This is a genomic window from Clostridium sp. AM54-37XD, from assembly GCF_003478225.1.
Classification (GTDB): Bacteria; Bacillota; Clostridia; order Lachnospirales; family Lachnospiraceae; genus Coprococcus; species Coprococcus ammoniilyticus.
In genome coordinates this window covers 1-22,743 of the sequence record NZ_QUEV01000019.1, presented here as the reverse complement: position 1 = coordinate 22,743, position 22,743 = coordinate 1, and the positions used below count along the sequence as shown (strand labels likewise).

At 40.6% G+C, this 22,743-nt stretch carries 20 protein-coding genes, 1 CRISPR repeat array and 1 other annotated feature; of the genes, 8 read left to right on the top strand and 12 right to left on the bottom strand.

Annotation, left to right across the window (positions count from 1 at the left end; all coding sequences use genetic code 11):
- Positions 1-371: 371 nt before the first annotated feature.
- The 3 genes from DXA07_RS12800 to DXA07_RS12790 all read right to left on the bottom strand — a co-directional run bounded on the left by DXA07_RS12800 (position 372) and on the right by DXA07_RS12790 (position 3,674).
- Complete coding sequence (locus DXA07_RS12800; protein ID WP_117808663.1) at positions 372-1,070, bottom strand: CvpA family protein; 699 nt, start codon at positions 1,068-1,070, stop codon at positions 372-374.
- Complete coding sequence (locus tag DXA07_RS12795) at positions 1,067-2,341, bottom strand: DUF5711 family protein (RefSeq protein ID WP_117785366.1); 1,275 nt, start codon at positions 2,339-2,341, stop codon at positions 1,067-1,069. The genes DXA07_RS12800 and DXA07_RS12795 overlap by 4 nt, the downstream gene beginning before the upstream one ends.
- Positions 2,342-2,411: 70 nt before the next feature.
- Positions 2,412-3,674 (bottom strand): LysM peptidoglycan-binding domain-containing protein, encoded by a 1,263-nt coding sequence (locus DXA07_RS12790; RefSeq protein ID WP_182427548.1) that lies wholly within the window; start codon positions 3,672-3,674, stop codon positions 2,412-2,414.
- A gap of 232 nt (positions 3,675-3,906) precedes the next feature.
- On the opposite strand from DXA07_RS12790, the gene yyaC reads away from it, so the two are divergent.
- Positions 3,907-4,482 carry a spore protease YyaC gene (yyaC, locus tag DXA07_RS12785; protein WP_021943380.1) on the top strand — a complete coding sequence of 192 codons (576 nt, stop codon included), beginning with the start codon at positions 3,907-3,909 and terminating at the stop codon, positions 4,480-4,482.
- On the opposite strand, the gene DXA07_RS12780 is transcribed toward yyaC, so the two are convergent.
- Positions 4,461-5,576: a hypothetical protein gene (locus tag DXA07_RS12780; RefSeq protein WP_117822879.1), complete on the bottom strand. Its 1,116-nt coding sequence runs from the start codon at positions 5,574-5,576 to the stop codon at positions 4,461-4,463. The two genes, yyaC and DXA07_RS12780, sit on opposite strands and share 22 nt — an antisense overlap.
- A 271-nt stretch (positions 5,577-5,847) precedes the next feature.
- Between DXA07_RS12780 and DXA07_RS12775 the strand changes: the two genes are divergently transcribed.
- The gene (locus DXA07_RS12775; RefSeq protein WP_117808666.1) at positions 5,848-6,258 is read left to right on the top strand and encodes a CBS domain-containing protein; all 411 of its coding nucleotides are present in this window, start codon (positions 5,848-5,850) and stop codon (positions 6,256-6,258) included.
- Positions 6,259-6,330: 72 nt separating this feature from the next.
- Here the strand turns inward: DXA07_RS12775 and DXA07_RS12770 are convergent, their stop codons facing one another.
- A complete protein-coding gene (locus DXA07_RS12770) occupies positions 6,331-7,992 on the bottom strand; it encodes a 2-isopropylmalate synthase (RefSeq protein WP_117808667.1) in 1,662 nt (553 codons plus the stop codon).
- A 108-nt stretch (positions 7,993-8,100) separates the two neighbouring features.
- Positions 8,101-8,339 (bottom strand) — a binding site (T-box leader).
- 135 nt (positions 8,340-8,474) lie between these two features.
- On the bottom strand, positions 8,475-8,624 hold the full coding sequence (locus tag DXA07_RS13135; RefSeq protein WP_021943377.1) for a hypothetical protein: 150 nt from the start codon (positions 8,622-8,624) through the stop codon (positions 8,475-8,477).
- 229 nt (positions 8,625-8,853) lie between these two features.
- Between DXA07_RS13135 and DXA07_RS12765 the strand changes: the two genes are divergently transcribed.
- A complete protein-coding gene (locus DXA07_RS12765; RefSeq protein WP_021943376.1) occupies positions 8,854-9,528 on the top strand; it encodes a uracil-DNA glycosylase in 675 nt (224 codons plus the stop codon).
- Positions 9,529-9,666: 138 nt separating this feature from the next.
- On the opposite strand, the gene DXA07_RS12760 is transcribed toward DXA07_RS12765, so the two are convergent.
- Together DXA07_RS12760 and DXA07_RS13615 are read right to left on the bottom strand one after the other, a co-directional pair.
- Positions 9,667-10,161, bottom strand: coding sequence for an HD domain-containing protein (locus DXA07_RS12760; protein ID WP_243015453.1), 495 nt, complete (start codon positions 10,159-10,161; stop codon positions 9,667-9,669).
- Positions 10,116-10,322, bottom strand: a complete 207-nt coding sequence (locus DXA07_RS13615) for a hypothetical protein (RefSeq protein WP_243015452.1) — start codon at positions 10,320-10,322, stop codon at positions 10,116-10,118. The genes DXA07_RS12760 and DXA07_RS13615 overlap by 46 nt, the downstream gene beginning before the upstream one ends.
- Before the next feature lie 433 nt (positions 10,323-10,755).
- Here DXA07_RS13615 and DXA07_RS12755 point away from each other — a divergent pair, with 433 nt between their 5' ends.
- The gene (locus DXA07_RS12755) at positions 10,756-12,903 is read left to right on the top strand and encodes a Tex family protein (RefSeq protein ID WP_118484860.1); all 2,148 of its coding nucleotides are present in this window, start codon (positions 10,756-10,758) and stop codon (positions 12,901-12,903) included.
- A 133-nt stretch (positions 12,904-13,036) separates the two neighbouring features.
- A complete protein-coding gene (locus DXA07_RS12750; protein ID WP_182427549.1) occupies positions 13,037-14,632 on the top strand; it encodes a polysaccharide pyruvyl transferase family protein in 1,596 nt (531 codons plus the stop codon).
- Between the two features lie 282 nt (positions 14,633-14,914).
- Here the strand turns inward: DXA07_RS12750 and DXA07_RS12745 are convergent, their stop codons facing one another.
- The 3 genes from DXA07_RS12745 to DXA07_RS13810 form a co-directional block, all read right to left on the bottom strand.
- Positions 14,915-17,134, bottom strand: coding sequence for a transglutaminase domain-containing protein (locus DXA07_RS12745; RefSeq protein WP_118484856.1), 2,220 nt, complete (start codon positions 17,132-17,134; stop codon positions 14,915-14,917).
- A gap of 173 nt (positions 17,135-17,307) precedes the next feature.
- Positions 17,308-17,484, bottom strand: a complete 177-nt coding sequence (locus DXA07_RS13815; protein WP_284467270.1) for a hypothetical protein — start codon at positions 17,482-17,484, stop codon at positions 17,308-17,310.
- 2 nt (positions 17,485-17,486) lie between these two features.
- Positions 17,487-17,732: a thiamine pyrophosphate-dependent enzyme gene (locus DXA07_RS13810; protein WP_284467269.1), complete on the bottom strand. Its 246-nt coding sequence runs from the start codon at positions 17,730-17,732 to the stop codon at positions 17,487-17,489.
- Between DXA07_RS13810 and DXA07_RS12735 the strand changes: the two genes are divergently transcribed.
- The 3 genes from DXA07_RS12735 to DXA07_RS12725 all read left to right on the top strand — a co-directional run bounded on the left by DXA07_RS12735 (position 17,705) and on the right by DXA07_RS12725 (position 21,129).
- Entirely contained in the window at positions 17,705-18,193 is a 489-nt protein-coding gene (locus DXA07_RS12735) for a LysR family transcriptional regulator substrate-binding protein (RefSeq protein ID WP_173789112.1), read from the top strand. The two genes, DXA07_RS13810 and DXA07_RS12735, sit on opposite strands and share 28 nt — an antisense overlap.
- A gap of 697 nt (positions 18,194-18,890) precedes the next feature.
- On the top strand, positions 18,891-19,982 hold the full coding sequence (locus DXA07_RS12730) for a fibronectin type III domain-containing protein (RefSeq protein ID WP_118484852.1): 1,092 nt from the start codon (positions 18,891-18,893) through the stop codon (positions 19,980-19,982).
- Positions 19,983-20,178: 196 nt separating this feature from the next.
- Positions 20,179-21,129 carry a PIN domain-containing protein gene (locus DXA07_RS12725; RefSeq protein ID WP_118484850.1) on the top strand — a complete coding sequence of 317 codons (951 nt, stop codon included), beginning with the start codon at positions 20,179-20,181 and terminating at the stop codon, positions 21,127-21,129.
- A 171-nt stretch (positions 21,130-21,300) separates the two neighbouring features.
- On the opposite strand, the gene DXA07_RS13805 is transcribed toward DXA07_RS12725, so the two are convergent.
- Complete coding sequence (locus DXA07_RS13805) at positions 21,301-21,426, bottom strand: hypothetical protein (protein WP_274597683.1); 126 nt, start codon at positions 21,424-21,426, stop codon at positions 21,301-21,303.
- A 79-nt stretch (positions 21,427-21,505) separates the two neighbouring features.
- Positions 21,506-22,734: direct repeats of the CRISPR family, unit length 36 nt; unit sequence GTTTGATTCACTTATTCACTTACAAGACTCTCAAAC.
- Between the last annotated feature and the right edge of the window lie 9 nt (positions 22,735-22,743).

The window sequence follows — 22,743 nt, the reverse complement described above, 5'->3', positions numbered from 1 at the left end:
CTTTACTGTTCTTGGTTTGTATCAGACTTGCGTCTGTTACGTTCTTTTTGAAATTCTTTATTTGGAATTTCAGGGTTGTCATGTTGTTAATTTTTCAAGGTTCTTTGTTGTCGAACTCATCAGCAACAACTTCTATATGTTATCACATTCAGTGTTCTTTGTCAACAACTTTTTTAATTTCTTTTTTGATGTTCTGCATGCTTTCCAGATGAGAATCATCATGAAATCATTTGTCGTTGTTTGTTACTGTTTCGAACAGCAACTCCGATATATTAACACATATCGTCAATGTTTGTCAACAACTTTTTTCGATTATTTTCAATCTTTTTTTGTTGCTCAAGCTGTTCTCGCGACCAGCAAGTGATACTATACTAAATCTTTTCCAAGATGTCAACTATTATTTTCAAAAAAATGTCTTTTTTGTAAAGCCATGCCAAAAGCGGACTTTCATCGATCATCTGTATGACCTGATATGCCCAGCTAAATGTTGACAACAGCGTCACAATCCCCATAAAGATCCAGACAATTAAGATTCCCTGTCCGGCACCAAATATTGCACCTCCGGCTTTGTTAATGCTTTTTACGATTGGTATATAGTTTGCAACATCAAGCACCATAATCAATATATGAAGAAGAAGCAACAGCACCAGGAGTGTAAGCACATAGGAAATTCCCCGCATTACCATCGCTGTTAAAGACTTTGCAATATAACTGCATACATTATCCACCCCACTCTCCAGGAACGTTTCTCCGTTGCAGTTTGCAATCAGCCAGCCTTTCACATTATCCGGAAGGTCCAGATTTTCTATCGTATCAATCTCTTCATTTCTTGTTGCCGTCTTTGTTTCTTCCGGCAGTTCAAATTTTTCTATGATTTTCTGTTCTATGACATCATCCAGAACGGTATACTGACACAACAGTTTATTCACGCCAGGATATAATATAGCAGTAAGAAGAACTGCCAGCACAATTCCTATCGCGCTGGCAGCACTTTTAAAAAAGCCTTTTCTATATCCACGAAATACCAGTAGCAAAATAAATGCCAGAATTCCGAGAACTAACAGATTCATTTTTTCTCCTTTTCGTTCTTTAACTTTAATTTGATCACCTGGGTTTCATTTTCAAATATCGCAATATACTCCAGCTTATTTTTGGATGGCACAATATTGATCAGATTCTTATTAAAGGTCGTTGCAAACTTTCTTGCTCCATTCAGATAATAAATACTGCAGTCGAATTCCCCCGAAATGATAAGTTCATCATCTGTTGCATATATATTGGAAAATGAATTGTTATAATCCGTTTCTGCTGTCAGCTTACCACTCATATCATAGATATAGATATGGTATCTGTTGTCACTATCTTCGTTATCTGCCGTGATATAACCCAGATATTTTGTATTTGCAAATACACCAAGCATCTCACGGTTCTCCAGATTGATCTCCGCTTTTTCACTTGGTTTTTCAGACATGGCGTATACAACGATCTTATTATCACCAAAACAGACAACTGTGTCATTGTCTACAAAATCTATGTATGGAAATATGGTGTCATCAAAGGTAAAGCCACCCATCAGACGATCCGCATTCTCATTCTGTCCCACAGATCCGAAATTATAGGCTGCAAGATAATCCGGCACAGAAGTCCCGTCTACCTTCACATAACTGGTAAATAACTTGGCTCCGTCATCTGATATTGCAATATCCAGCGGATACCCACTGTTCTCGATCGATGTCTTCATCTCATATATACTCTTGCTGTCTTTATCGTAAGCATTGATATAATTTTCTTTTTCTCCCGACAGGATCACTACATAAACGCCCTGTGCTGCCACGTCGATATTGGTAATATCATAGTTCAGTGTCTGGTTACTGACCTTACCGGATTTATTAAATACATACACATCTCTGCCATTCAGATCTGCAACTGCAGCATAGTCTCCATTTACAACTACCTGCGGCATCTTCATGGAATAGCTGCAGTCCCAGACAGTATTACCACTCTGATCAATATAGGATACTCCATCTTTTGTTACCTTCAGGACATTATCACTGAACAATACATAATTGGCTATATTATCTCCGGATGTCTCGGTAGATGTCACCACGTCATATGCTCTATATTCTCTTGTGCTGATGTATCTGCGCACGGATACGATCGTTACCGCTGCAATTAATATCACAAGTAAAAGGATCAGCAGCTTTAATCTTCCTGACATTCCTGGTGTTACTTCTATTATGTTGCTGTCTGTATCCTGTGTCCTGTCCTGTTTTTCAAAACGACGTTTCCCAAAAGCAGGTTTTCTTTTTTTATTCAGTTCTTCAGTTGTTTCTTTTGTCATACCATACCTCTATATTATCTGCAATTTTAAATAAGAGTTTTTCTTTTCACATGTGGACAGTATATCATTTTTAGTTTACAGATGGAATAGCTATTTTTTCCCCCGGATAGATTGTATCTCCTTCTTTAATTCCATTTGCATTCATCAGGGCATCCACATATTCCGGAGACTTGTACATCTTGATCGAAATACTCATCAATGTATCTCCTTCTTTAATCGTATAATACTGCAGAATTCCCTCTGCCATTGTCTCCTGGGTATTTTCCTGAGTATTGTCCTGTGAAGTTGTCTGTTCCGTTGTTATCAGACTCCCTGTATCCGGTTGATCTACCTGCGTTTTGTTCTGTGCCCCATTTGATCCTGTTACTCCTGCCTTATCTGTGCCGGCAGACTCTGTCTGCGTTTCCGTAACAGCCGATGTTCCGGCAGTCGTACTGTCTATATCTTTTGTATATATTGTCTGTTCTGTATTGCTGTTTGAAAATACCTGTACCCCGGAATCTCCATTTTCCAGTTCCATTTTGCGGATCGTAGATTCGATGTTCTTCATTTTATCATAGTTTCCGGATACAGCAACTCCCATGGATAGTACAAATAAAGCTGCAAAAGAGGCTACTGCATACCGGACATAGGTGCGGTTCTTCTTTGGTTTTTCAGGTGTGTCACCGCGCATGGCGCGGAAATTCTTTACAAGCTCCGCATCCTTCCGTACTGCTGCGTTCTGCTTGTCCTCACAGGACATATTCTTACGGCTGATAATGTAGCTCTGCATTGCTTCATTTCTGACATAATAAATATAGTATCCACGTTGCCGCATCAGCCGGTTCTTCTCACATACATAAAAGGCATCATCACATTCCAGAGAATCCATAACAAACAGTACCTTATCTCTTCCCCGAAAATTTTCCAGATGAAGTCTGGTAATCTTGTCATTGATTTCTGTTGAAAATCCCATCCTGGATAAAAACCATCCCACAACTGACAGATTTTCAAAATATTTATTGATATCCGCATAGAGCTTGCTCCAGATATGATCATCAAATTTAATCTGTTCTACATCAAACTCCAGATTCTGTGCTTCTACCGCTCCACTGATGAACAAGGTCTCTGTATCCCCGTCTTTAAAATATTCTCCAAGCAGGATCGCACCGCGGGAGGTTGTATTTCCCGGCTCTGCAATCTTGCGAAGAAATGTCATTACATAATCTTCTATGTATATCTTCTTTTTATCCGGGGCATTTCCTATCTGTCTGATATTCTTTGGCATTCTGTAGTGACCATCATTTTTTGCATTTTTTTCTGCTGTCGCCTTGTCATATACAATCTCTATCATGATAACACTCCCCATTCTTTTATTTACTTTCGTTCTATCGAAAGTTCTCTATTTTGAGATTAATTCTGATAATAGCATTCCAGATAGCCTGTACTTATCAAATTTTGTCAACAGATCCTGCAATCCATATTTTTTCTTTTTTATTATTTCGACATTTTATTTTTCAGCTTTGTGTAAACTTTATCAATCCTGGTAATACTTTATAGTAAGATACATTTTCTGGAAGGTGTTTATGAATATCAGCAAAAAACAAACGAAACGAAAAACTGAATATTTTGATCCCAGCCGTAGCCATACCTGTAAAGCACTTGGGGATAAGATCATAGAAATGATATATGAAATGGATGGTGCTTCCAAGGATATCATCGTTATCTGCATCGGCACAGACCGCGCAACCGGAGATGCCCTTGGTCCTCTGGTCGGTGATTATATCCTGGCTCACAACACAACCTATCAGGTTGCAGGCACGCTGCAATACCCTGTCCATGCTTTAAATATCAAGGATACCATCGAACACATTTATGCGGACTTTGACAATCCTTTTGTGATTGCTGTCGATGCCTCTCTTGGCATGTCAAAGGACATGGGACTGGTCACGCTCACCAACTCCCACCTTTTTCCCGGAAAAGGCGTAAATAAAAAACTTCCGGCAATAGGCGATATGTCCATTACCGGAATTGTGAATCTGTCTGGTCATACCGGAGCAAATCTTCTCCAGAATACCAGATTATATACAGTTAAACAAATGGCAGAATACATCGGAAAGGCTTTGATCTATGCCGATCATCATCTGTCATCTCCCTTATAAACTTTGATAGCCTCAGATACTGTACTTGCTGATCCTTCTTCCATAATTGAGATCAGATCAGATAATTTCTCTTCTGTACAAAAATCCTTTCCGAGATATGTTTCATATTTGTTCGTGATCATAAGCTCGTATTCAGATATCTTCTTCTGCGTATCACCGAAATCATTTTCCAGTGTATCACGTTCGGATTTCAACCGGTCCAGTTTCTCTTTTCTGCGTCCGGTAATCTCATCCGTAATCAACTGCTTGGTTTCTTTCTCGAATGTACGAAGCGCATCCAGTTTTTCATCACTGATCACTCCACCTGCATCCTCTAATTCCTGAATCTTTTTATCATATTTACCCAATCTGTAAATACTCTCATCCTTATCCTTTGCAATTGAATTCTTGATTGCTTTTACAGCCTTCTCATTGGCTATGATCTTATCGCGGGTTCTTCTTCCCTCCCGGATCAAATCCCTATGTTTCACCTTTGTCAGGTTAAATACAATAAAATAAATAATAAACTCAGCAATTATGATCAATGCTGCAATCAACACGCACATTGCAGTATGACTTCCTGTCTTAAACTTTGTATTCATCAAAACCGCTATCACTGCTGCAGGAATTCCTCCACATGCAACCAAAAGAATTACAAACAGCTCCAGAAATTCGCTCATGCCTTTTGGGGAAAACAGACAATAATACATCTTCGTATTACAAAACGGCGGAACATGGTTCTTTTTGAATAAGGTCTTGATAGTCGCATTCAGCTGACGATTCTCCTCCCGGATATCTGCCGTCTCCTTATTGATCCTATCTTCCATTCTCTGGCTTTTCTTTTTATCCTTCTTCGTCTGCACTTGACGGATCTTGGAATTATTTACATCGATCTGTCTGTCATAGCTTGCAGCGATCTGTTCTTTTCTTTTCTTTAACGTGGCACTGATCTCATCGCCGGTCGCCCGTTCTTCCCGGACGATTGCCCGTTTATTCTTCTTCTGGAGCAGTTTGATCTCCTCCAGCTTATCTTTTAAATCTTCTAATTCGGAGATTGTATCACGTGCTTCAATCAGGTATTCCTGATCTTCATCATATACGTTATCCGCAGCCATAGTTTTCCTCCTGTCTGTAAATGTACACGCACAAGCCTGCACTATATTTATTTTAACAAATAACCCCTTATTAAACAACCAGAAGTTTTTTCTCTGGTTTCTCTGTAATCTGTCACACTTTTTTCAAACAAAATTAAGAGAATGTAAATTGCAAACCGTGTCCACTTCTTCTATAATAGAAAAAACAACTACCGGTACAACAAAAACAATACCGGCAGATATGACTTTTAAACAGCATATATTTTACATAAAGGAGGATTTAACCTGACCTATGAATATTTTATTTTTTCTGACTCCCAAGAGCGAGGTTGCATTTATAGAAAATACATTTACTTTAAGACAGATTCTTGAAAAGATGGAGATCCATCGATATTCAGCAATCCCGATTCTGTCGGGTAACGGCGAATATGTCGGAACAATCACCGAGGGTGATATTCTCTGGTTCTGCAAGAAAGCCGGATTAAACCATCTGTCCGAATCTGAAGATATCCATCTGTCCGACATTCCGAAAAAATTCGAATATGCCTCCGTATCAATCAACTCAAACATGGAAGATCTGATTGCCCGTGCAATGGCACAGAACTTTGTTCCGGTAGTCGACGACCACAACAAGTTCATCGGTATCGTAACCCGAAAAGATATTATCGGCTACTGCTATAAAAAGCTGAGCCAGACTTCATAGTCTTTTTTCAAAAAAATTAAAAAGCCATCCAACCGATACTATTATTATACCGGCTGAATGGCTTTTTATTTATTATAACACGCCTGTTCTGTTGATTGCTGAGATTAAGGCATATACAGATGCATCAATAATATCATCCTTAATGCCTGCACCCCAGGTAACTATTCCATCTTTTCCTTCCAGACCTACATAAGCGACTGCCTGTGAGTTAGAGCCAACCTGTAATGCATGCTCCTCATAGCAGATGATCTTGAAGTCAATGTCAAAATGCTTTTTAATTGCATTGCTGACAGCATCCAGACGTCCATTTCCTTTACCATGATATACTTTCTTCTCACCATATTTCATGATCGTGATCTCCGTTGAGATTCCATCGCCCTGCACAAAATGGCATTCTAACATCTGAACCGGGCCTTCAATATTGACATATGTACGCTGGAAAATATCCAGTACTTCTGCAGCGGATAATTCTTTATGTGCCTTATCGGATACATCTTTAACTGTGTATCCAAGGTCTTCACGGAATTTGGCCGGAAGATCAAAGCCATACTTGGACTGAAGAATATAACCGATTCCACCCTTTCCTGACTGACTGTTGATACGGATAACATCTCCGTCGTACTTTCTTCCGATGTCTTCCGGATTCAGAGGCAGGTATGGTACTGTCCACATGCCGTCTCCCTGATCTTCTCTGTACTTCATACCCTTTGCGATCGCATCCTGATGAGATCCTGAGAATGCTGCAAAGACTAATTTACCTGTATATGGAGAACGCTCGTATACATGCATATTTGTCACGCGCTCATATAATTCTGTCAGCTTTGGAATGTCGGACAGATCCAGTTCAGGATCTACTCCATGTGTGAACATGTTCATCGCAAGTGTGATGATATCTACATTACCGGTTCTTTCACCATTTCCAAATAAAGTTCCCTCGATTCTGTCTGCACCTGCAAGAATACCAAGCTCCGCATCTGCTACGCCACAGCCACGGTCATTGTGCGGATGTAAGGACAGGATAACATTTTCTCTGTCAATCAGATGTTCGCTCATGTACTCGATCTGACTTGCATATACATGTGGCAGTGACATCTCTACGGTTGCAGGAAGGTTGATGATAACCTTACGATCCGGGGTAGGCTTCCATTCTTTAATAACTGCATTACATACTTCCAGTGCATAATCGATCTCTGTTCCGGTAAAGCTCTCCGGTGAATATTCAAATGGATAGTTCACTCCATGTTCTTCTGCCATCTGATTCAACAGTTTTGCTCCATCGACAGCAAGCTGTAAAATCTCTTCTTGGGATTTCTTAAATACCTGTGTTCTCTGTGCATAAGATGTTGAATTATACAGGTGAACGATTGCATTCTTTGCGCCGTCAATTGCTTCAAATGTCTTCTTAATAATATGTGGTCTTGCCTGTGTCAGTACCTGAATGGTTACATCATCCGGTATCATATCCTTCTCGATCAGGGTACGGCAGAACTCATATTCTGTTTCTGATGCTGCAGGGAAACCGATCTCGATCTCTTTGAAACCGATTCGTACAAGTTCCTTGAAGAACTCCAGTTTCTCATCCAGATTCATCGGAACGATCAGTGCCTGATTTCCATCTCTTAAATCTACACTACACCAGATCGGTGCCTTATCAACGTATTCCTTTTCTACCCATTTTGTAGACTTTTCCGGCGGCATATAGTAGCCTCTTTTGTAATGCTCAAAATTCTTCATGTTTAACCTCCTGTTTCTGTTTTCTGTATAAGCTCCTGTAACGGCTTTTGTTCTCCGATTCATATATTACATAAAATATGGCAATAAAAAAACCTACATCTCATCACCTATAGAGACGTAAGTTATACGCGGTACCACTCTATTTCATACATGTTGTATGCTCTCGTTACAGATACAGATAGAATCTCTTATATCCTCCTGCTATAATGGTCAGGTTCCATCCCATCCTACTTCCTTTCAGCGGGCTACTCTGAGGCGAGTTCAAATCTGTTCCACTGTTGTCTCACACCAACCGGCAACTCTCTGAATGCTTCATAGATTCTACTATTCCTCTTCATCGTATTATCTGTATCGACTTTAACACAGTGTCTCGCTGTCTGTCAACCCCATTTTTACAGAAAAACTCCGTCATGAAAAGATCTGCAAAAAATATGCACGCGGCAACTGTTCTTCCTGTATCCGCGTGCATAGGATTGTCATTCCTACCATACAATATGACGTTTGTTCTTCAAGAGACAACCGCCTGATGCGATCATCAATATACCGGATGCAAGTCCAAGCACCAGAACCACTACGCCTAATGCAATATTTATTGCGCCTGAAGTTTTCATTGTCTTATATGCTTTCTCCATTTTCAGCACCCCTTCTGCAAAAATTTCATTTGAAAAGATGATACCACAAAGTCTCTCACCTGACAATGTTTCAGAGTAAAATTACACCTTAAAATTTACATTAAATATTCTTTATGTTACACTATTTTTAAAAATGAACACATATGCTATTCTTTTTATTTTCAGAATGCAGAATGTCGTCTCGAAATGAAAAACGTATTCTTTACACTATAGATAAGGAGTCTGAATTATGCCAGCTATTTCAAATGATTGGGCTGCGGAACTGAAGCCCGAATATAAAAAAGAATATTATAAAGAACTGTTTAATTTTGTCGGACATGAATATGCCACAAGAGAGATCTTTCCTCCTGCCGATGATATATTCAATGCGTTCCATCTGACACCATTATCAAAGGTCAAATGTGTTATCATCGGGCAGGATCCTTACCACAACGTAGGGCAGGCGCATGGTCTGAGCTTCAGCGTAAAGCCGGGTGTCGACATCCCGCCTTCTCTTGCTAATATCTATCAGGAGCTTCACGATGACCTTGGCTGCTATATACCCAATAATGGTTATCTTGTCAAATGGGCAGAGCAGGGTGTCCTGATGTTAAATGCTGTTCTGACCGTCCGGGCGCATCAGGCAAATTCCCATCAGGGACATGGCTGGGAACAATTTACAGACGCCTGTATGGAGATCTTAAACCGCCAGGATCGTCCGATCGTATTCATCTTATGGGGATCGTATGCACAAAAAAAAGCTTCGATGTTAAACAATCCGAATCATCTGATCTTAAAAGCTCCGCATCCAAGTCCGTTATCTGTCTATCGTGGTTTCTGGGGAAGCAAGCCTTTCAGCAAAACGAACAACTTCCTGACCGAGCACGGTGTTGAACCGATCGACTGGCAGATTGAAAACATATGACAATAAATCTGCCAAGCAAATAAGCAACGTGTCTGTATAAAGACAACGCTGCTTATTTATTTGGCAGATAAACAGATATGCGCAAGAAGGGCGAATAGCTGTACGATTTCGAAAGTCCGACGGACAGAGAAATCGGTATTATTGAATTGTCTCCCGCTTCTTGTCCAGTTCTGCCTGAACAACAGCAAGTTGTTCGATAATTTTATCTTTTAACATAGATATCTCGGAAGCATAGTTCTCTCCCAGATTGTCTTTTACCTGTTCTAACCGGTCAAGGATATCGGTATAAGTCTGATTTACTTTTCTCTGGATCCATTTGCGATTGGATACAAAAAGGATAGTTCTTAGATTATGCAGTCTGTCTGCAAGTTTAATCATGACCACCTGTGCCGGGGCGTGGTCAAATAGACGTTTTGAATAGTCAGAGAAGGTCTCTCCTTCAAGTTTACTTAATAAATATACATGATCCCTGATATCCGTACCAAAGATCTTTTCAATATCTTCAAATGTACAGTCCGTATCTTCTACCGTATCATGCAATAACGCAACTACAAGTACAGTTTCATCCTCTACATGGCATTCGTCCTTTAATATATGGTAAACGCCAAGAATATGTTCATCATAATACGGCACTTTGCCATCTCTTCCAAGACGTGTCTGCCCTGATGACATTGCCTGGCAAATGCCATTGCAGTCTTCACGCAATCTGCTTCTGCTGCTTCTGTCTGGCAGCCACATTCTTCTATATAAGAAATTGTTTCATTCCTGTCTGCTGTATTTGTAAAACCCTGCATGTTCTGCTCCATTCTGTACCTTAACTGGTATTTAATATGACATAACCGGACATGTCCACCCGCACCTTGTATCTATTTCAGTATAACACAGCCACCCATATCTTTCCAGCAAATCTGTCATTTTATAGATACTTCATTTTTTCATCTGCTTCGTTTTTCTGTCTTGTACTTTTCCATAATTTGTCTGTCTCCAAGCTTGAATCCTGCCGGAATTTCGCATATACTAGATTCTGTTTTCCCGTAATATTCAACTATATAATGTTCCAACCTGTCCGTGCGGGTTGCAACAAGCGGACTTGAACGCACAATATATATGTCATTGCACTATATTCGATTGTTCTCGTATCACCAGATCCGCATCAGAACACACATTATATACATGGCATTGCCTGTTACGGTGAATGATACAAATTAAGAAAGAGGTTTCACGATTATGGATATTATTTTGAAAATCAGTCAGGAACTTATGTGCCGGCAGGAGCAGGTAGCTGCTGCCGTTAAATTGATAGATGAGGGATGCACGATCCCTTTTATTGCAAGATACAGAAAGGAAGCTACCGGTTCTTTAAACGATGAACAGCTTCGTACTCTGGATGAACGGCTCACTTATCTCAGAGGACTGGAAGACCGGAAGGAAAAGGTCCTCGCTTCGATCGAAGAACAGGGCATGCTGACCGATGAACTAAAGAAGTCAATTCTGGCTGCTGAAACACTCGTTGCAGTGGAAGATCTGTATCGTCCTTATAAACCAAAGAGAAAAACGCGTGCGACAATCGCACAGAGCAAAGGTCTTACCGGACTTGCCAACATCATCTCCCTTCAGATGACAAATAAGTCGATTCCGGAGGAAGCACTGGCTTATGTATCCGAGGAAAAAGAAGTCCACTCTGCAGAAGAAGCCATCGCCGGAGCTATGGACATTATTGCAGAATCTATTTCAGATAATGCTGAATATCGTACCGAAATCCGAAACCTTACAATGGACAAAGGTATTTTGATGACAGCTGCCAAGGATCCGGAAGCAGAATCCGTATATGAAATGTATTATGATTTCAGCACACCTGTACGCAAAATGGCCGGATACCGTACACTTGCAATCAACCGTGGAGAAAAGGAAAAATTTCTCTCTGTTAAGATTGACGCACCGGTTGATGAGATCACCGCTTATCTGATCCGTCAGGTGATCGTACGCGACAATCCAAATACAAATGATATTTTAAGAAATACTATAACTGACAGTTATGAACGTCTGATCGCACCTTCTATTGAGCGCGATATTCGAAGCAGTCTGACAGAAGCTGCTGAAGATGGCGCGATCAAGGTATTTGGCAGCAACTTAAAGCAGCTTTTAATGCAGCCACCGATCAATGGTCATGTGGTTCTCGGCTGGGATCCTGCTTTCCGTACCGGATGTAAGCTGGCAGTCGTTGATGCAACCGGAAAGGTGCTCGCCACTAAGGTTATTTACCCAACTGCCCCTCAGAACAAAGTGGAAGAATCCAAGAAGATCTTAAAAGATCTGATCAAGAAATATCATATTTCCCTTATCTCAGTTGGAAACGGTACTGCTTCCCGTGAATCCGAAGCGATCATTGCAGATCTTATCCATGAGCTGGATACAAAGATTCAATATGTGATCGTAAACGAAGCCGGCGCATCCGTCTACTCTGCAAGTAAACTTGCAACAGAAGAATTCCCGAACTTTGATGTAGGCCAGCGTAGTGCTGCTTCAATCGCAAGAAGACTTCAGGATCCGCTTGCCGAGCTGGTCAAGATTGATCCAAAAGCGATCGGTGTCGGTCAGTATCAGCACGATATGAATCAAAAGAAGCTGACAGAAGCATTAGACGCTGTTGTAGAAGATTCCGTAAACCAGGTCGGTGTCGATCTAAATACCGCTTCCGCTCCTCTGATGGAACATATTTCCGGTATCAACAAAACCCTGGCAAAAAATATCGTAGAATACAGAGAAGCAAATGGCCGTTTTAAGAACAGAAAAGAACTGTTAAAGGTTGCTAAACTTGGTCCGAAAGCATTTGAACAGTGTGCCGGATTTATGAGGATCACTGGTGGTACAAATCCACTGGACGCAACCTCTGTCCACCCGGAAAGCTATGAGGTTACTGAAACACTGATCCAGCATCTCGGTTATTCCATGGATGATCTTGCATCCGGTCAGTTAAAGGGCATTACAAAAGCAGCCGGTGATATCAAAGCACTCGCAAAGGAACTGGGTGTCGGAACAGTAACCGTCACCGACCTTGTAAAAGAACTGGAAAAACCAGCCAGAGATCCTAGAAGCGAAATGCCACAGCCGATCCTGCGTGGTGATATCCTTGAAATGAAGGATCTGAAGGAAGGCATGATCTTAAAGGGAACCGTCCGCAATGTAATCGATTTTGGTGCATTTGTCGACATCGGTGTTCATCAGGATGGTCTGGTGCATATCTCCCAGATGTCCGATAAATTCATCAAGCATCCATTGGATGTCGTCAGCGTCGGTGACATCGTAACGGTTAAGGTTATGAGCGTGGATCTTGCCAAGAAACGGATCCAGCTTACAATGAAAGGAATTAACTGATCGATTTTCCACGACAAATGTCTGATTCTGTCTTTTGCGCTTGATTTATATATAATTATAAGATAAAATAAAACTATATGTGGCCTGTTAAGGTTTATAAATTATATGTAAAGTTCAGGGAGGAACTATCGTTTTGAAGATAGGGATTATTTCAATAAATACACATACGAAAGCACTTAATTTTGCGTGTCCTTTACACACATATGCTTTCCAGCAATTTTTATCAGATCATGGCATCGAAAGTACAGTCATTGACTATATGCCTATCTACAATAACAAAGAATACGATCCGGTCTATCCTCTGCATTTTTATCTGCAACATGGCTACAACAAAGCTCTGACAGAAATAATGCCGGAAGGCCTTACAAAAGATGAACAAAAGGTCTGGACACATAAGCATAACCTGAAAATACTTACGATCAATAAATTTGCCAAGTTGTACACGATATGGCCAAAGCGGTATCAGAAATTTGAGAACTTTATCAATGCTCATTATATCCGCACCAAAGAAACCTATCACCATGACGATCTGGATGATCAGAAACTGGATTTTGACTGCTACATCTGTGCTACGGATGTTATCTGGCAGTACAATCCGGATAAAGGCTTTGACCGTGGATTTTTTCTGGCTGCCGAGCCTATGAAAAACGCTCCGAAGATCGGATATGCTGTCAGTCGTGGTGTCTTTAACGGCTGGACAAAAGAACAGGAAAAAGAATTTATCGAATATACAACGCCATTCGAGGCAATTGCTGCGAGAGAGTCAAGCTTTGCCGAACACATTCATGAACTGACGGGGAAAGATGTTCCGGTTGTACTGGATCCTGTATTCTTAAAGGATAAAAAATTCTGGCACGATATTGCGATCCCGCCCAGAAATCAGGAACGCAAATATGTCCTGCTCTACGCTGTAATGGAGCGTGCGATTGACTCCATCCAGAAGGCTCTGGCATTTGCAAAAGAAAAAGGTCTGGAACTTATCATTCTGTCCTCCTATGAAAGCAATGTCCATCTGCCAAAAGAAGGCGATTACAAAGTCATCTATAATGTTGGTCCGGATGAATGGCTTGGATATATAGAACAGGCAGAATACATCTTTACAAATTCATTCCATGCCTGTGCATTCTCGATCTTATTTGAAAAGCAGTTTTATGTTGGTGCAAGACATGGCGATAAGGTTGATACAATCTTAAAAACCTTTGATTTAGAGAATCGCCGTTTTACAAAAACCTATGACAGTACAAAATCAGCAAAACCGATCGATTATAGCAAAGTTGGTCAGCTTCTGGAGGAAAAACGAAAAGCCTCCGGTGATTTCATACTGAATGCGATCCATTCTGTTGAAAAGAAATACAATCTGGCAGATACGCATTTTAAGAAGGAACCATTTAACCTGATCTATGCTTCCTCTGCTAAGAATAAAAATCTTGTCTGTCGATTATTTACTTTTGGATTGAACAAATCGATCCGGGAAAAATCGATTGAATTTCGTCCAAATGAGAAATATGACGGCAACGCAGTTGTAAAACTGGCAAAGAATCCATTCCGTTATAAAGCTTTACCTTCCTTGGATGGTATTGCCGTACAACTTTTCACGGTATCTACAAATGGTACTGTACGGACGGACAGTTCCACACCGCAGCCGAGATTCTATATCATGATGATATCGAATTATGTCGTTTTCAGGATCAGGAACAGACGGATGCCTTTACAAGGAATCGTTTCCTGACCGGAAATTCATTCTTCCTGCAGGCGGTATGGCAAAATAATGAAAACGGACATATTATTCCGAATATCGAGCGAAGCCTGCGTGCCTCTTTCAAAGAATATATGGTACAGGCTCGTAAAAAATAAATAATGATCCGGATTTTATCGGATAGAAACACAGGAGACCGTGTACAACTCATGCTTGTATACTGTCTCCTGTTTTAATTCGTCTTTATTTCTATTTTTTGATTCTTTTTTATTTTGTCGGTTCTTTGCCCTCGTTTATATTCTGAACAAGCATGTGTCATCTGGCAAGATAGGTCTGTGCTGCCTGCTGATATATAACCATAGCTTTCATAACCTGTTCCAGCGTGCTTCCATATGTCTGAGCCGACAACACCGTATACGCATAACTTAAAACACCATATGTTATCGCTCCACTCTCTCCTGCTGCCAATGTATTCATCTGTGTAATGTTCTGAATATGCACGGCAGGAATTTCTATATAAAACATATTGGATCCGATGGATACCGGAGTTACTGCATTTCCATTTAAGGTAAATGTTATATCACTCAGCTCCACATCACCTGCTTTTGTAAAATAATGACGGATCAGTGTTCCTGAACGTAGCACCAAGGAGCTTCCATAATAGGAAATTCCATCCGGCATATTTCCTGTCTGCACGGACTGATAGGATGCAAGTGCAGTCAGATCCATGCTTCCTATCTGACGTTCCGTCTCCGGCAGAATTGCATTTGCCAGATCACCGGTATGATAACCAAACAATTCCTGTGCGGCAGTTCCGTAATTCAGCATTGCCTTCACGACCGGAAGTTCTGCTGTATAGGTACTGCTCCGGTCTAACATATATCCCGCATAATCCTGAACCGAATACCGATATATTGTTCCGCAGGCAGTTCCATCGGACAGAAATACCTGTGCCCGGATATCATCCGCCATCTCCTTTGCTGCCACATAACAGGTAAATACATAATACTGTTTTCCATTTACTGTCTGCTTCTCTGCATCCGTCACCTTCTGTTGCGTTGTGCTTCCATCCGGCATCGTAAATTCCATATATGCGCCGCTGTCATTTAAAACTGTATTTGTAAACCGCAGATAAAAGCAGATCCCCGTCTCCTCCTCCAGCCGGAGCGAATATCCGGCAAGTAATGCGCTCATACCATCTAACATTGCATTACACAGATCACAGATTCCATCTCCATCCTGATCTTCATGATACAGGTCTGTACTCAGTTCCGGATAGACGAATTCATATGCGCCATTTGCATCCCAGGCGCCTTCTGCTATATGACAGCTTCCGAAATCGGTCTTTGCAAAATGATCCGGCTTCGTTGCATATCCAACCAAAAAGAAATCATAATAGGTCCGGCTGGTCTGGTCATCCCAGGTCGCATCTACTCCATACCAGATACCGTCCTCCATCTGAACCAGATCCCACATATGGGCTCCACCGGTATCTGTCACTCCGGTCACAAGCACACATGGTATTCCATATGCATCGCACAACAGCTTAAAGCCTCTGGAATATCCTGCACAGACCGTCTCCACCGTTCCATCACCATTCGTGTCACGAAATGCACTGTAAGCCGATTGATATTCACTGCTTGTCGTATTAGATTTTGCATAGGATGTACTGTTACAGATATAATCATGAATCTCTTTTATGGTCTGATATCTGGATGTACTTCCCGCAAGCTTCTTATTGATCGATTCCGTTGCTTCCGACACGATCGTATCCATCTCTGCCTTTGTAGCATCCACCGACGGTTCTTTGATATAGGTCGTAATATATGGAACTGTTATATCTTTTACCATACTGTTATCCTCATCCAGTTCCGACGGATTATATGAAATTCCATTTATTTTGTATGACATGTAATAGGTTGCACCCGACAGCCAGCTAAGCTCCGGATGGTCATAGATCAGAGCAAGAAATGCAGGAGTCAGCATGTCACGTTCCCAGCTCAGCACCTGTGGATGAAAGGTATCCGGCATGACCATCTTATTATCCGATGTGATCGTAATCTTCTGATCCTTCCACACGCTGGAATAATTCAACGTGATCGTACTCGTTGTAGAGCCATCTTTATAAGCATCATATAAGATATTATAGATTTCTTTTGACACATCATCCAACTGATCATAATACCGGTCCGTTGCTGTCCTGTCTTCCCGAAGATTATAGGCGGATATTCCATTTCCCATCGTGACCGCATTTACGTCACCCAGGATTTCTTCCCAGCCATACGAATCCTCTTCCGGCTCCGCAACCAAGATCTCATCTTTATCTGTTTCTTCTTGTCGATCTTCAATCTGTATAGATGTATCCGCTTCTTCCTCTGTCTGTTCTTCCGTTCCTGACAGAGTATCGTGCGTTTTATCTGTTGTTATACCTGCCATTGTTGTTCCCGCTGCAAATACGGTTCCGCCGCCCGTTGCCGCCGCTGCGATCATGGCAAGCCCTGCCACAAATATTTTCAGTTTCCTATATCTTCTCATAGCATCACCCCTGTATCAATCTGCTGTGCATCCAGTCTGTGCACCCTCTTGTTTTATACTGTATTCCGTACCTTTTATACTGGTTCTATTTTATCATAGATGGTAAGAGGATACTATGAGATTTTTTATTTCTAAATAGCTGCATGATGTGCTTCGCGCATTTCATACATTTATCATTCCAATTCTGCGATCATCTGTTTTAAGTGTTCCGTCAGTTTTGTATTCTCTGCATAGTCAACCGGGCAGTCAATGATACAGACTTTACCAGATGCAAATGCCTGTTCCAGAACATCCTTCAAATCTTCTGTTTTATCTACACGAAGTCCGACTGCATGCATGCTCTCTGCCATTTTTACAAAATCCGGATTTGTAAATCTACAAAACAGTGATCGCCAAACCGGTCATCCTGTTTCCATTTGATCAAACCATAGCTGTCATCCCGCATGACTAGAACGACGATCGGAACATTCATCCGAACAGCTGTTTCAATCTCCTGACAATTCATCATGAAACCACCATCACCTGTAACAGCAAGTACCTTTCTTTCCGGATATAACATCTTCGCTGCGATTGAACCGGGGTGCGCTCCTGCTTCCAACGATCTTAACGAAGTTCCAGACCGACTACCCGGATATCAACATCCAGGTTATCGAAGATAATTCGATCGAGCTGCAGAACATGTTGGTAAAGTGGGATATCGACCTGATGTTAGAACAGCTTCCGTTTGCCGATGATATTGCATACTATACCTTAGGGGAAGATCATCTGTACCTGCTGGTTACGGATGAATATCTAAAAAATTGTTTCGGACCGGACTTCAGTCACGTCAAGAGCATCCTGATCAGCACCGGAAGGATCCAGGTTCTGGAACCTTGCAATTTTCTTCTCAATAAAACCGGCAATACGATCCGGAGTGCCATGAACAGCATCTTCCAGTCTGAAAAATGGCTGTCAAGGTTGGTGTGGAATCCAACAATCTGGAAACCTTATATAATCTGTGTATCAACCACTATGGATGCACGGTTTATCCCGGCAATTTTCTGTCTGACCGGAAGCTGACTGACAACCTCAATGTGATCCAGCTTAACTATCCAAGCGCAAGCTATACACTTGGCATCGGCTATATGAACGGGCATTATCTGTCAAATGCTGCAAAGGAGCTTATCCGGCTGATGGAGGGGTGATGTGATAGCGTAACCTTGCTTATGGTGTTTGTATCGACCCCGACATAGCACATATGACTCGCTCCGTTTTCTATAGAATGCATATGTCTAATTCGTAAATACTCCTGTGCCAACTCGCCTTCGGCTCAAACAGGCACTCGTATTTACTGACAATATGCATTCTATTACGAAAGCCTCGCTAATGTCATATCATGCTATGCCTTGGTCGATACAAACACCATAAGCAAGGACTGTATTTGAAAGCATCTACCCATCATCCACTCTCAACATTTATCTCAGGCAGGCTGATATGCAACGGGATATTTATTAATACTTTCGGCTTACTACTTTGATTTATCTATCGCAGGTCGTCAATGGACTTTATAAGGGAGATTTTGATAGAATGCATAATCTGCCAAATATAGCCGCAAGCCGCCTATTTTCCTGATTTTTTCGTCATTTTGACGATACTTTTTCAGTACCGGATGTGCATATGTATATGGTATAATTTATATAAACATATCAATCTGATGATATGTTGGAATTTAGGGTTATGGAGCCGTATATATCGGACGAAGAAAGGAGTTGAGGTTATGAACAAAAAGATTATCAGTCTCATACTCATGTTTATTATGATCGGAGAGCTCATGTTTACAAGCATGCCGGCAGCAAAAGCCAGTGACTATCTTGACGTAACAGCTACCGCTACCTCAATCACCTCGGTGAAATTGTCATGGGGAGCACAAAAAGGAGTTACACAATACAAGATCTACCGAGCGGTTGCGGATGAGGATTGGAACGCAGGCAAATACAAACTGATCGCAACCATTTCGGGTAAGAAGAAAAGCTATACCGACAAAAAAGCGAAACCGGAAAAACGTTATACTTATATGATACGTGGTTATAAAAACAAAAAGAAAGTTATCGAAACCGGTATCCCAGCTTCTGCCTATACAGGCCCTGTGTGTTCATTTGACGAGTACCAGTTTGCAGAAGCCCCAAGAAGTACAAAGTCGATCACGCTGAAATTATACAGTTCAGGCGGCGTACTTCCAACCGGATATGAAATCTACCGGAAAGAAATGGGTATCGTAGGCTACAAGAAGATTGCCACAGTCAAGAAAAGTGTAGACAGTCTGAACTACAAAGACAAGACAGTAACAGCAGGCAAGACATACCGCTATAAGGTCAGAACTTATCTTAAAGTCGGCAAGAAGAAATATTACAGTGCATTTACAGACTACGAACAGATATCTGCAACAAACCGAAGCGGTAAATATACGTTCAAATTTGACAACAGTGTAAAATGTGCTGATAACGAAACAGTATATAAGATTACCAGCAAAGCCTATAATGACACATTGAAATTATATGACAACGCTGTACTGACGATTGAACTGGACGATGGTTCGACCATTGAAACAGGTGTTGATATCATTTCCTATCGCAAAGGTGATGGCCCATGGAAGAAATACAAAAGCAACCAGAGCCTGACTCTTAAGGCAAATGAAACACTCCGGCTCAAGGTTCGTGCTACACAAGATGTAAAGATTAAGAATCTCAAAAATGTACAGTCCTATGAACTGAATATGGATGTTACTTATAGTAAAATAAGCAGTTTTCTCTGGGCTTACCCTTATGCCGGTACAGCTAAGACTGTTATGAATTCAGAAGCGATTCATTAAATAGCCGCATAATATAAAGTACCTCTGCTCCATGGTGGTCATATGATACAAGACAGAATTTCTGAAATGTATTGCATATGAAACTACTAAGGGGTGGAGGTGTTGTTTTTTTGCCGACATTTATGTCGACATTTTCTTGTTCAGTTCGATAAAATTATATGCTATACTTATTTTGTTCTGGTTAAACGAGGTGATCATGAGAAATATATTTTTTGTAGATAGTGAGAACGTCGGTGATTCCTGGATACAACTATTTGATTATCTGAATAACGATGACTGTATCCTTGTATTCTACACCGATAAATCTCCTAACATGTCCTATGCAAATGTTGTCGCATTGAAACAGTCCCCTTTTGAACCTGAGTTCATCCTCTGTGAAAACGGAACTGATAATGCCTTAGATTTTCAACTTGTAACCTACCTTGGTTCGTATACAGTTAAAAATCCGGACGACAACCTCATCATTGTTTCAAAAGATAAAGGTTTTGACAGCGTGGTACATTTCTGGACGGAACGCGGATACCATGTATGCCGCAAGGCTCCCTCCATTTTCCACACACTGGCAAATGAACTATCTATACAAAAGCCAATGCTTCCTGCAATTCCAGCTTTTACTGCAGTACCGGAAAGTATTGATGATTCAGTAATAAAGGCAGAAAATCCAAAGCCGGACGTGATCGTAGAAACCACTCCTGCTACGAATCCTGTCAAAATTGCTGTTCCTGTTAAGATTGATAAACAGGCTGCTATTCCAGAAGCTGTATCTACGCCGCTGTATGATAAGGAACAGGTCGATACATTACTTTCCTGTGTCGGGAAAAGTAATCTATCCGCCATCCACAACATACTTATATCAATCTACGGTCAGGAAAAAGGAAGTTATATCTATGGTATAGTAAAGAGTTCATCCTACGAGATACCAAAGGTCAACTGGCAAAAGAAAACAAAATACCGTAAATTCTTATCGATTGTTTACTCTAATGCCGGTATTGCTCTCATTGATGATTTCTATAAAAAACTATACCCGCATAAAGCAAACCTTCGGGAAATTCACAACCTCTTCGTAACCAAGTATGGTCAGGAAAAGGGTACCGAATACTATCGCTACTATAAATCGCATGCAGAATTTCTGCAGAAGACATTCTAGCATGTAATAAAAAGGAACCAGAACAAAGCTCTCCCCACCACAGAATCCGAATAGCATATAGGGGATGTGGTAAGTAAGGCTGTGGTGGGGGGAAATAGCATTCTGCTATATCTATATAGTCATGTTCTTACATATCTTTCAACATACACTTTGTTTACACTCATATATACATTATTCTTCAACCAAATCAGTTAAATATTCTAGTAACTCTTCCTTAGGTATATCACTTTTTATGAGTGCTATAATCATCTTTATAATTCCTTTAAACTGATTATTTGTTATTTGATTATTATCCATTAATTAATTCCTTTCTTATTTTTTTCTTTTTATTATTTACTTACAAGGCTCTCAGACAAAGTGTATCGTCCTTCCATCTGCTTCACAGTTTAATTCACTTACAGGACTCTCAAACAGAATCTGGCAATTACTTATCGGATTTTAGGTTTGATTCACTTATTCACTTACAAGACTCTCAAACTTGCAAAATCAGATATGGTTTTGTAACATTGTTTGATTCACTTATTCACTTACAAGACTCTCAAACACTTGCAGACATCATTGAAGACCCGATGTGGTTGATTCACTTATTCACTTACAAGACTCTACAAACCAGTCACTTGTGAATTTTACAGGTAATTACCGCAGGTTGATTCCACTTATTCACTTACAAGACTCTCAAACGTCAGCATCACCAGTATACGACTTTGTTGTGTTTGATTCACTTATTCACTTACAAGACTCTCAAACGACGCTGCCACTCATTTGAAACGCCGCTAGTTTGATTCACTTATTCACTTACAAGACTCTCAAACAAAGGCTTTATCAAAGAAAAAGGTATCTGAGTTTGATTCACTTATTCACTTACAAGACTCTCAAACTTCTGGAATCTTATTAGATGGATCATTCAAGTTTGATTCACTTATTCACTTACAAGACTCTCAAACTGTAGACGAGCAGCCTATTCATATCACAGAGTTTGATTCACTTATTCACTTACAAGACTCTCAAACTATCAAGAATATAATTTACGAGTGTGTGATGTTTGATTCACTTATTCACTTACAAGACTCTCAAACTCTGTCTCTTCAACATCCCGCACCATCACAGTTTGATTCACTTATTCACTTACAAGACTCTCAAACACGTACGCGCAAACACTTTTAATGAGGAATGTTTGATTCACTTATTCACTTACAAGACTCTCAAACTTGCAGAAGAGGAATGGGATGTATCCGGAAGTTTGATTCACTTATTCACTTACAAGACTCTCAAACTCTTTCTTCCATGTTTAAATCTCCCTTAAAGTTTGATTCACTTATTCACTTACAAGACTCTCAAACTCTTCAAATCTAATTATATCCCCTGTGCTGGGTTTGATTCACTTATTCACTTACAAGACTCTCAAACGCGGGCGAGAATATCCGGCTAACAACCGGAGTTTGATTCACTTATTCACTTACAAGACTCTCAAACTGGACCAGATCCTTTCAATGAATGTTGACGGTTTGATTCACTTATTCACTTACAAGACTCTCAAACTTAAAAACAGGCTCAGAAACAGTTGCTACAGTTTGATTCACTTATTCACTTACAAGACTCTCAAACTTGAACTAC

Excerpts from the sequence above, each read along its gene's own strand:
- DXA07_RS13615 (WP_243015452.1), bottom strand. The coding sequence starts at position 10,322 with ATGCAGGGTTTTACAAATACAGCAGACAGGAATGAAACAATTTCTTAT.
- DXA07_RS12730 (WP_118484852.1), top strand. The coding sequence starts at position 18,891 with ATGAACAAAAAGATTATCAGTCTCATACTCATGTTTATTATGATCGGA.
- DXA07_RS13815 (WP_284467270.1), bottom strand. The coding sequence starts at position 17,484 with ATGGCAGAGAGCATGCATGCAGTCGGACTTCGTGTAGATAAAACAGAA.
- DXA07_RS12725 (WP_118484850.1), top strand. The coding sequence starts at position 20,179 with ATGAGAAATATATTTTTTGTAGATAGTGAGAACGTCGGTGATTCCTGG.
- DXA07_RS12765 (WP_021943376.1), top strand. The coding sequence starts at position 8,854 with ATGCCAGCTATTTCAAATGATTGGGCTGCGGAACTGAAGCCCGAATAT.
- DXA07_RS12800 (WP_117808663.1), bottom strand. The coding sequence starts at position 1,070 with ATGAATCTGTTAGTTCTCGGAATTCTGGCATTTATTTTGCTACTGGTA.
- DXA07_RS12775 (WP_117808666.1), top strand. The coding sequence starts at position 5,848 with ATGAATATTTTATTTTTTCTGACTCCCAAGAGCGAGGTTGCATTTATA.
- DXA07_RS12780 (WP_117822879.1), bottom strand. The coding sequence starts at position 5,576 with ATGGCTGCGGATAACGTATATGATGAAGATCAGGAATACCTGATTGAA.
- DXA07_RS12755 (WP_118484860.1), top strand. The coding sequence starts at position 10,756 with ATGGATATTATTTTGAAAATCAGTCAGGAACTTATGTGCCGGCAGGAG.
- DXA07_RS12790 (WP_182427548.1), bottom strand. The coding sequence starts at position 3,674 with ATGATAGAGATTGTATATGACAAGGCGACAGCAGAAAAAAATGCAAAA.
- DXA07_RS12795 (WP_117785366.1), bottom strand. The coding sequence starts at position 2,341 with ATGACAAAAGAAACAACTGAAGAACTGAATAAAAAAAGAAAACCTGCT.
- DXA07_RS12770 (WP_117808667.1), bottom strand. The coding sequence starts at position 7,992 with ATGAAGAATTTTGAGCATTACAAAAGAGGCTACTATATGCCGCCGGAA.
- DXA07_RS13805 (WP_274597683.1), bottom strand. The coding sequence starts at position 21,426 with ATGGATAATAATCAAATAACAAATAATCAGTTTAAAGGAATTATAAAG.
- DXA07_RS13135 (WP_021943377.1), bottom strand. The coding sequence starts at position 8,624 with ATGGAGAAAGCATATAAGACAATGAAAACTTCAGGCGCAATAAATATT.
- DXA07_RS12745 (WP_118484856.1), bottom strand. The coding sequence starts at position 17,134 with ATGAGAAGATATAGGAAACTGAAAATATTTGTGGCAGGGCTTGCCATG.
- yyaC (WP_021943380.1), top strand. The coding sequence starts at position 3,907 with ATGAATATCAGCAAAAAACAAACGAAACGAAAAACTGAATATTTTGAT.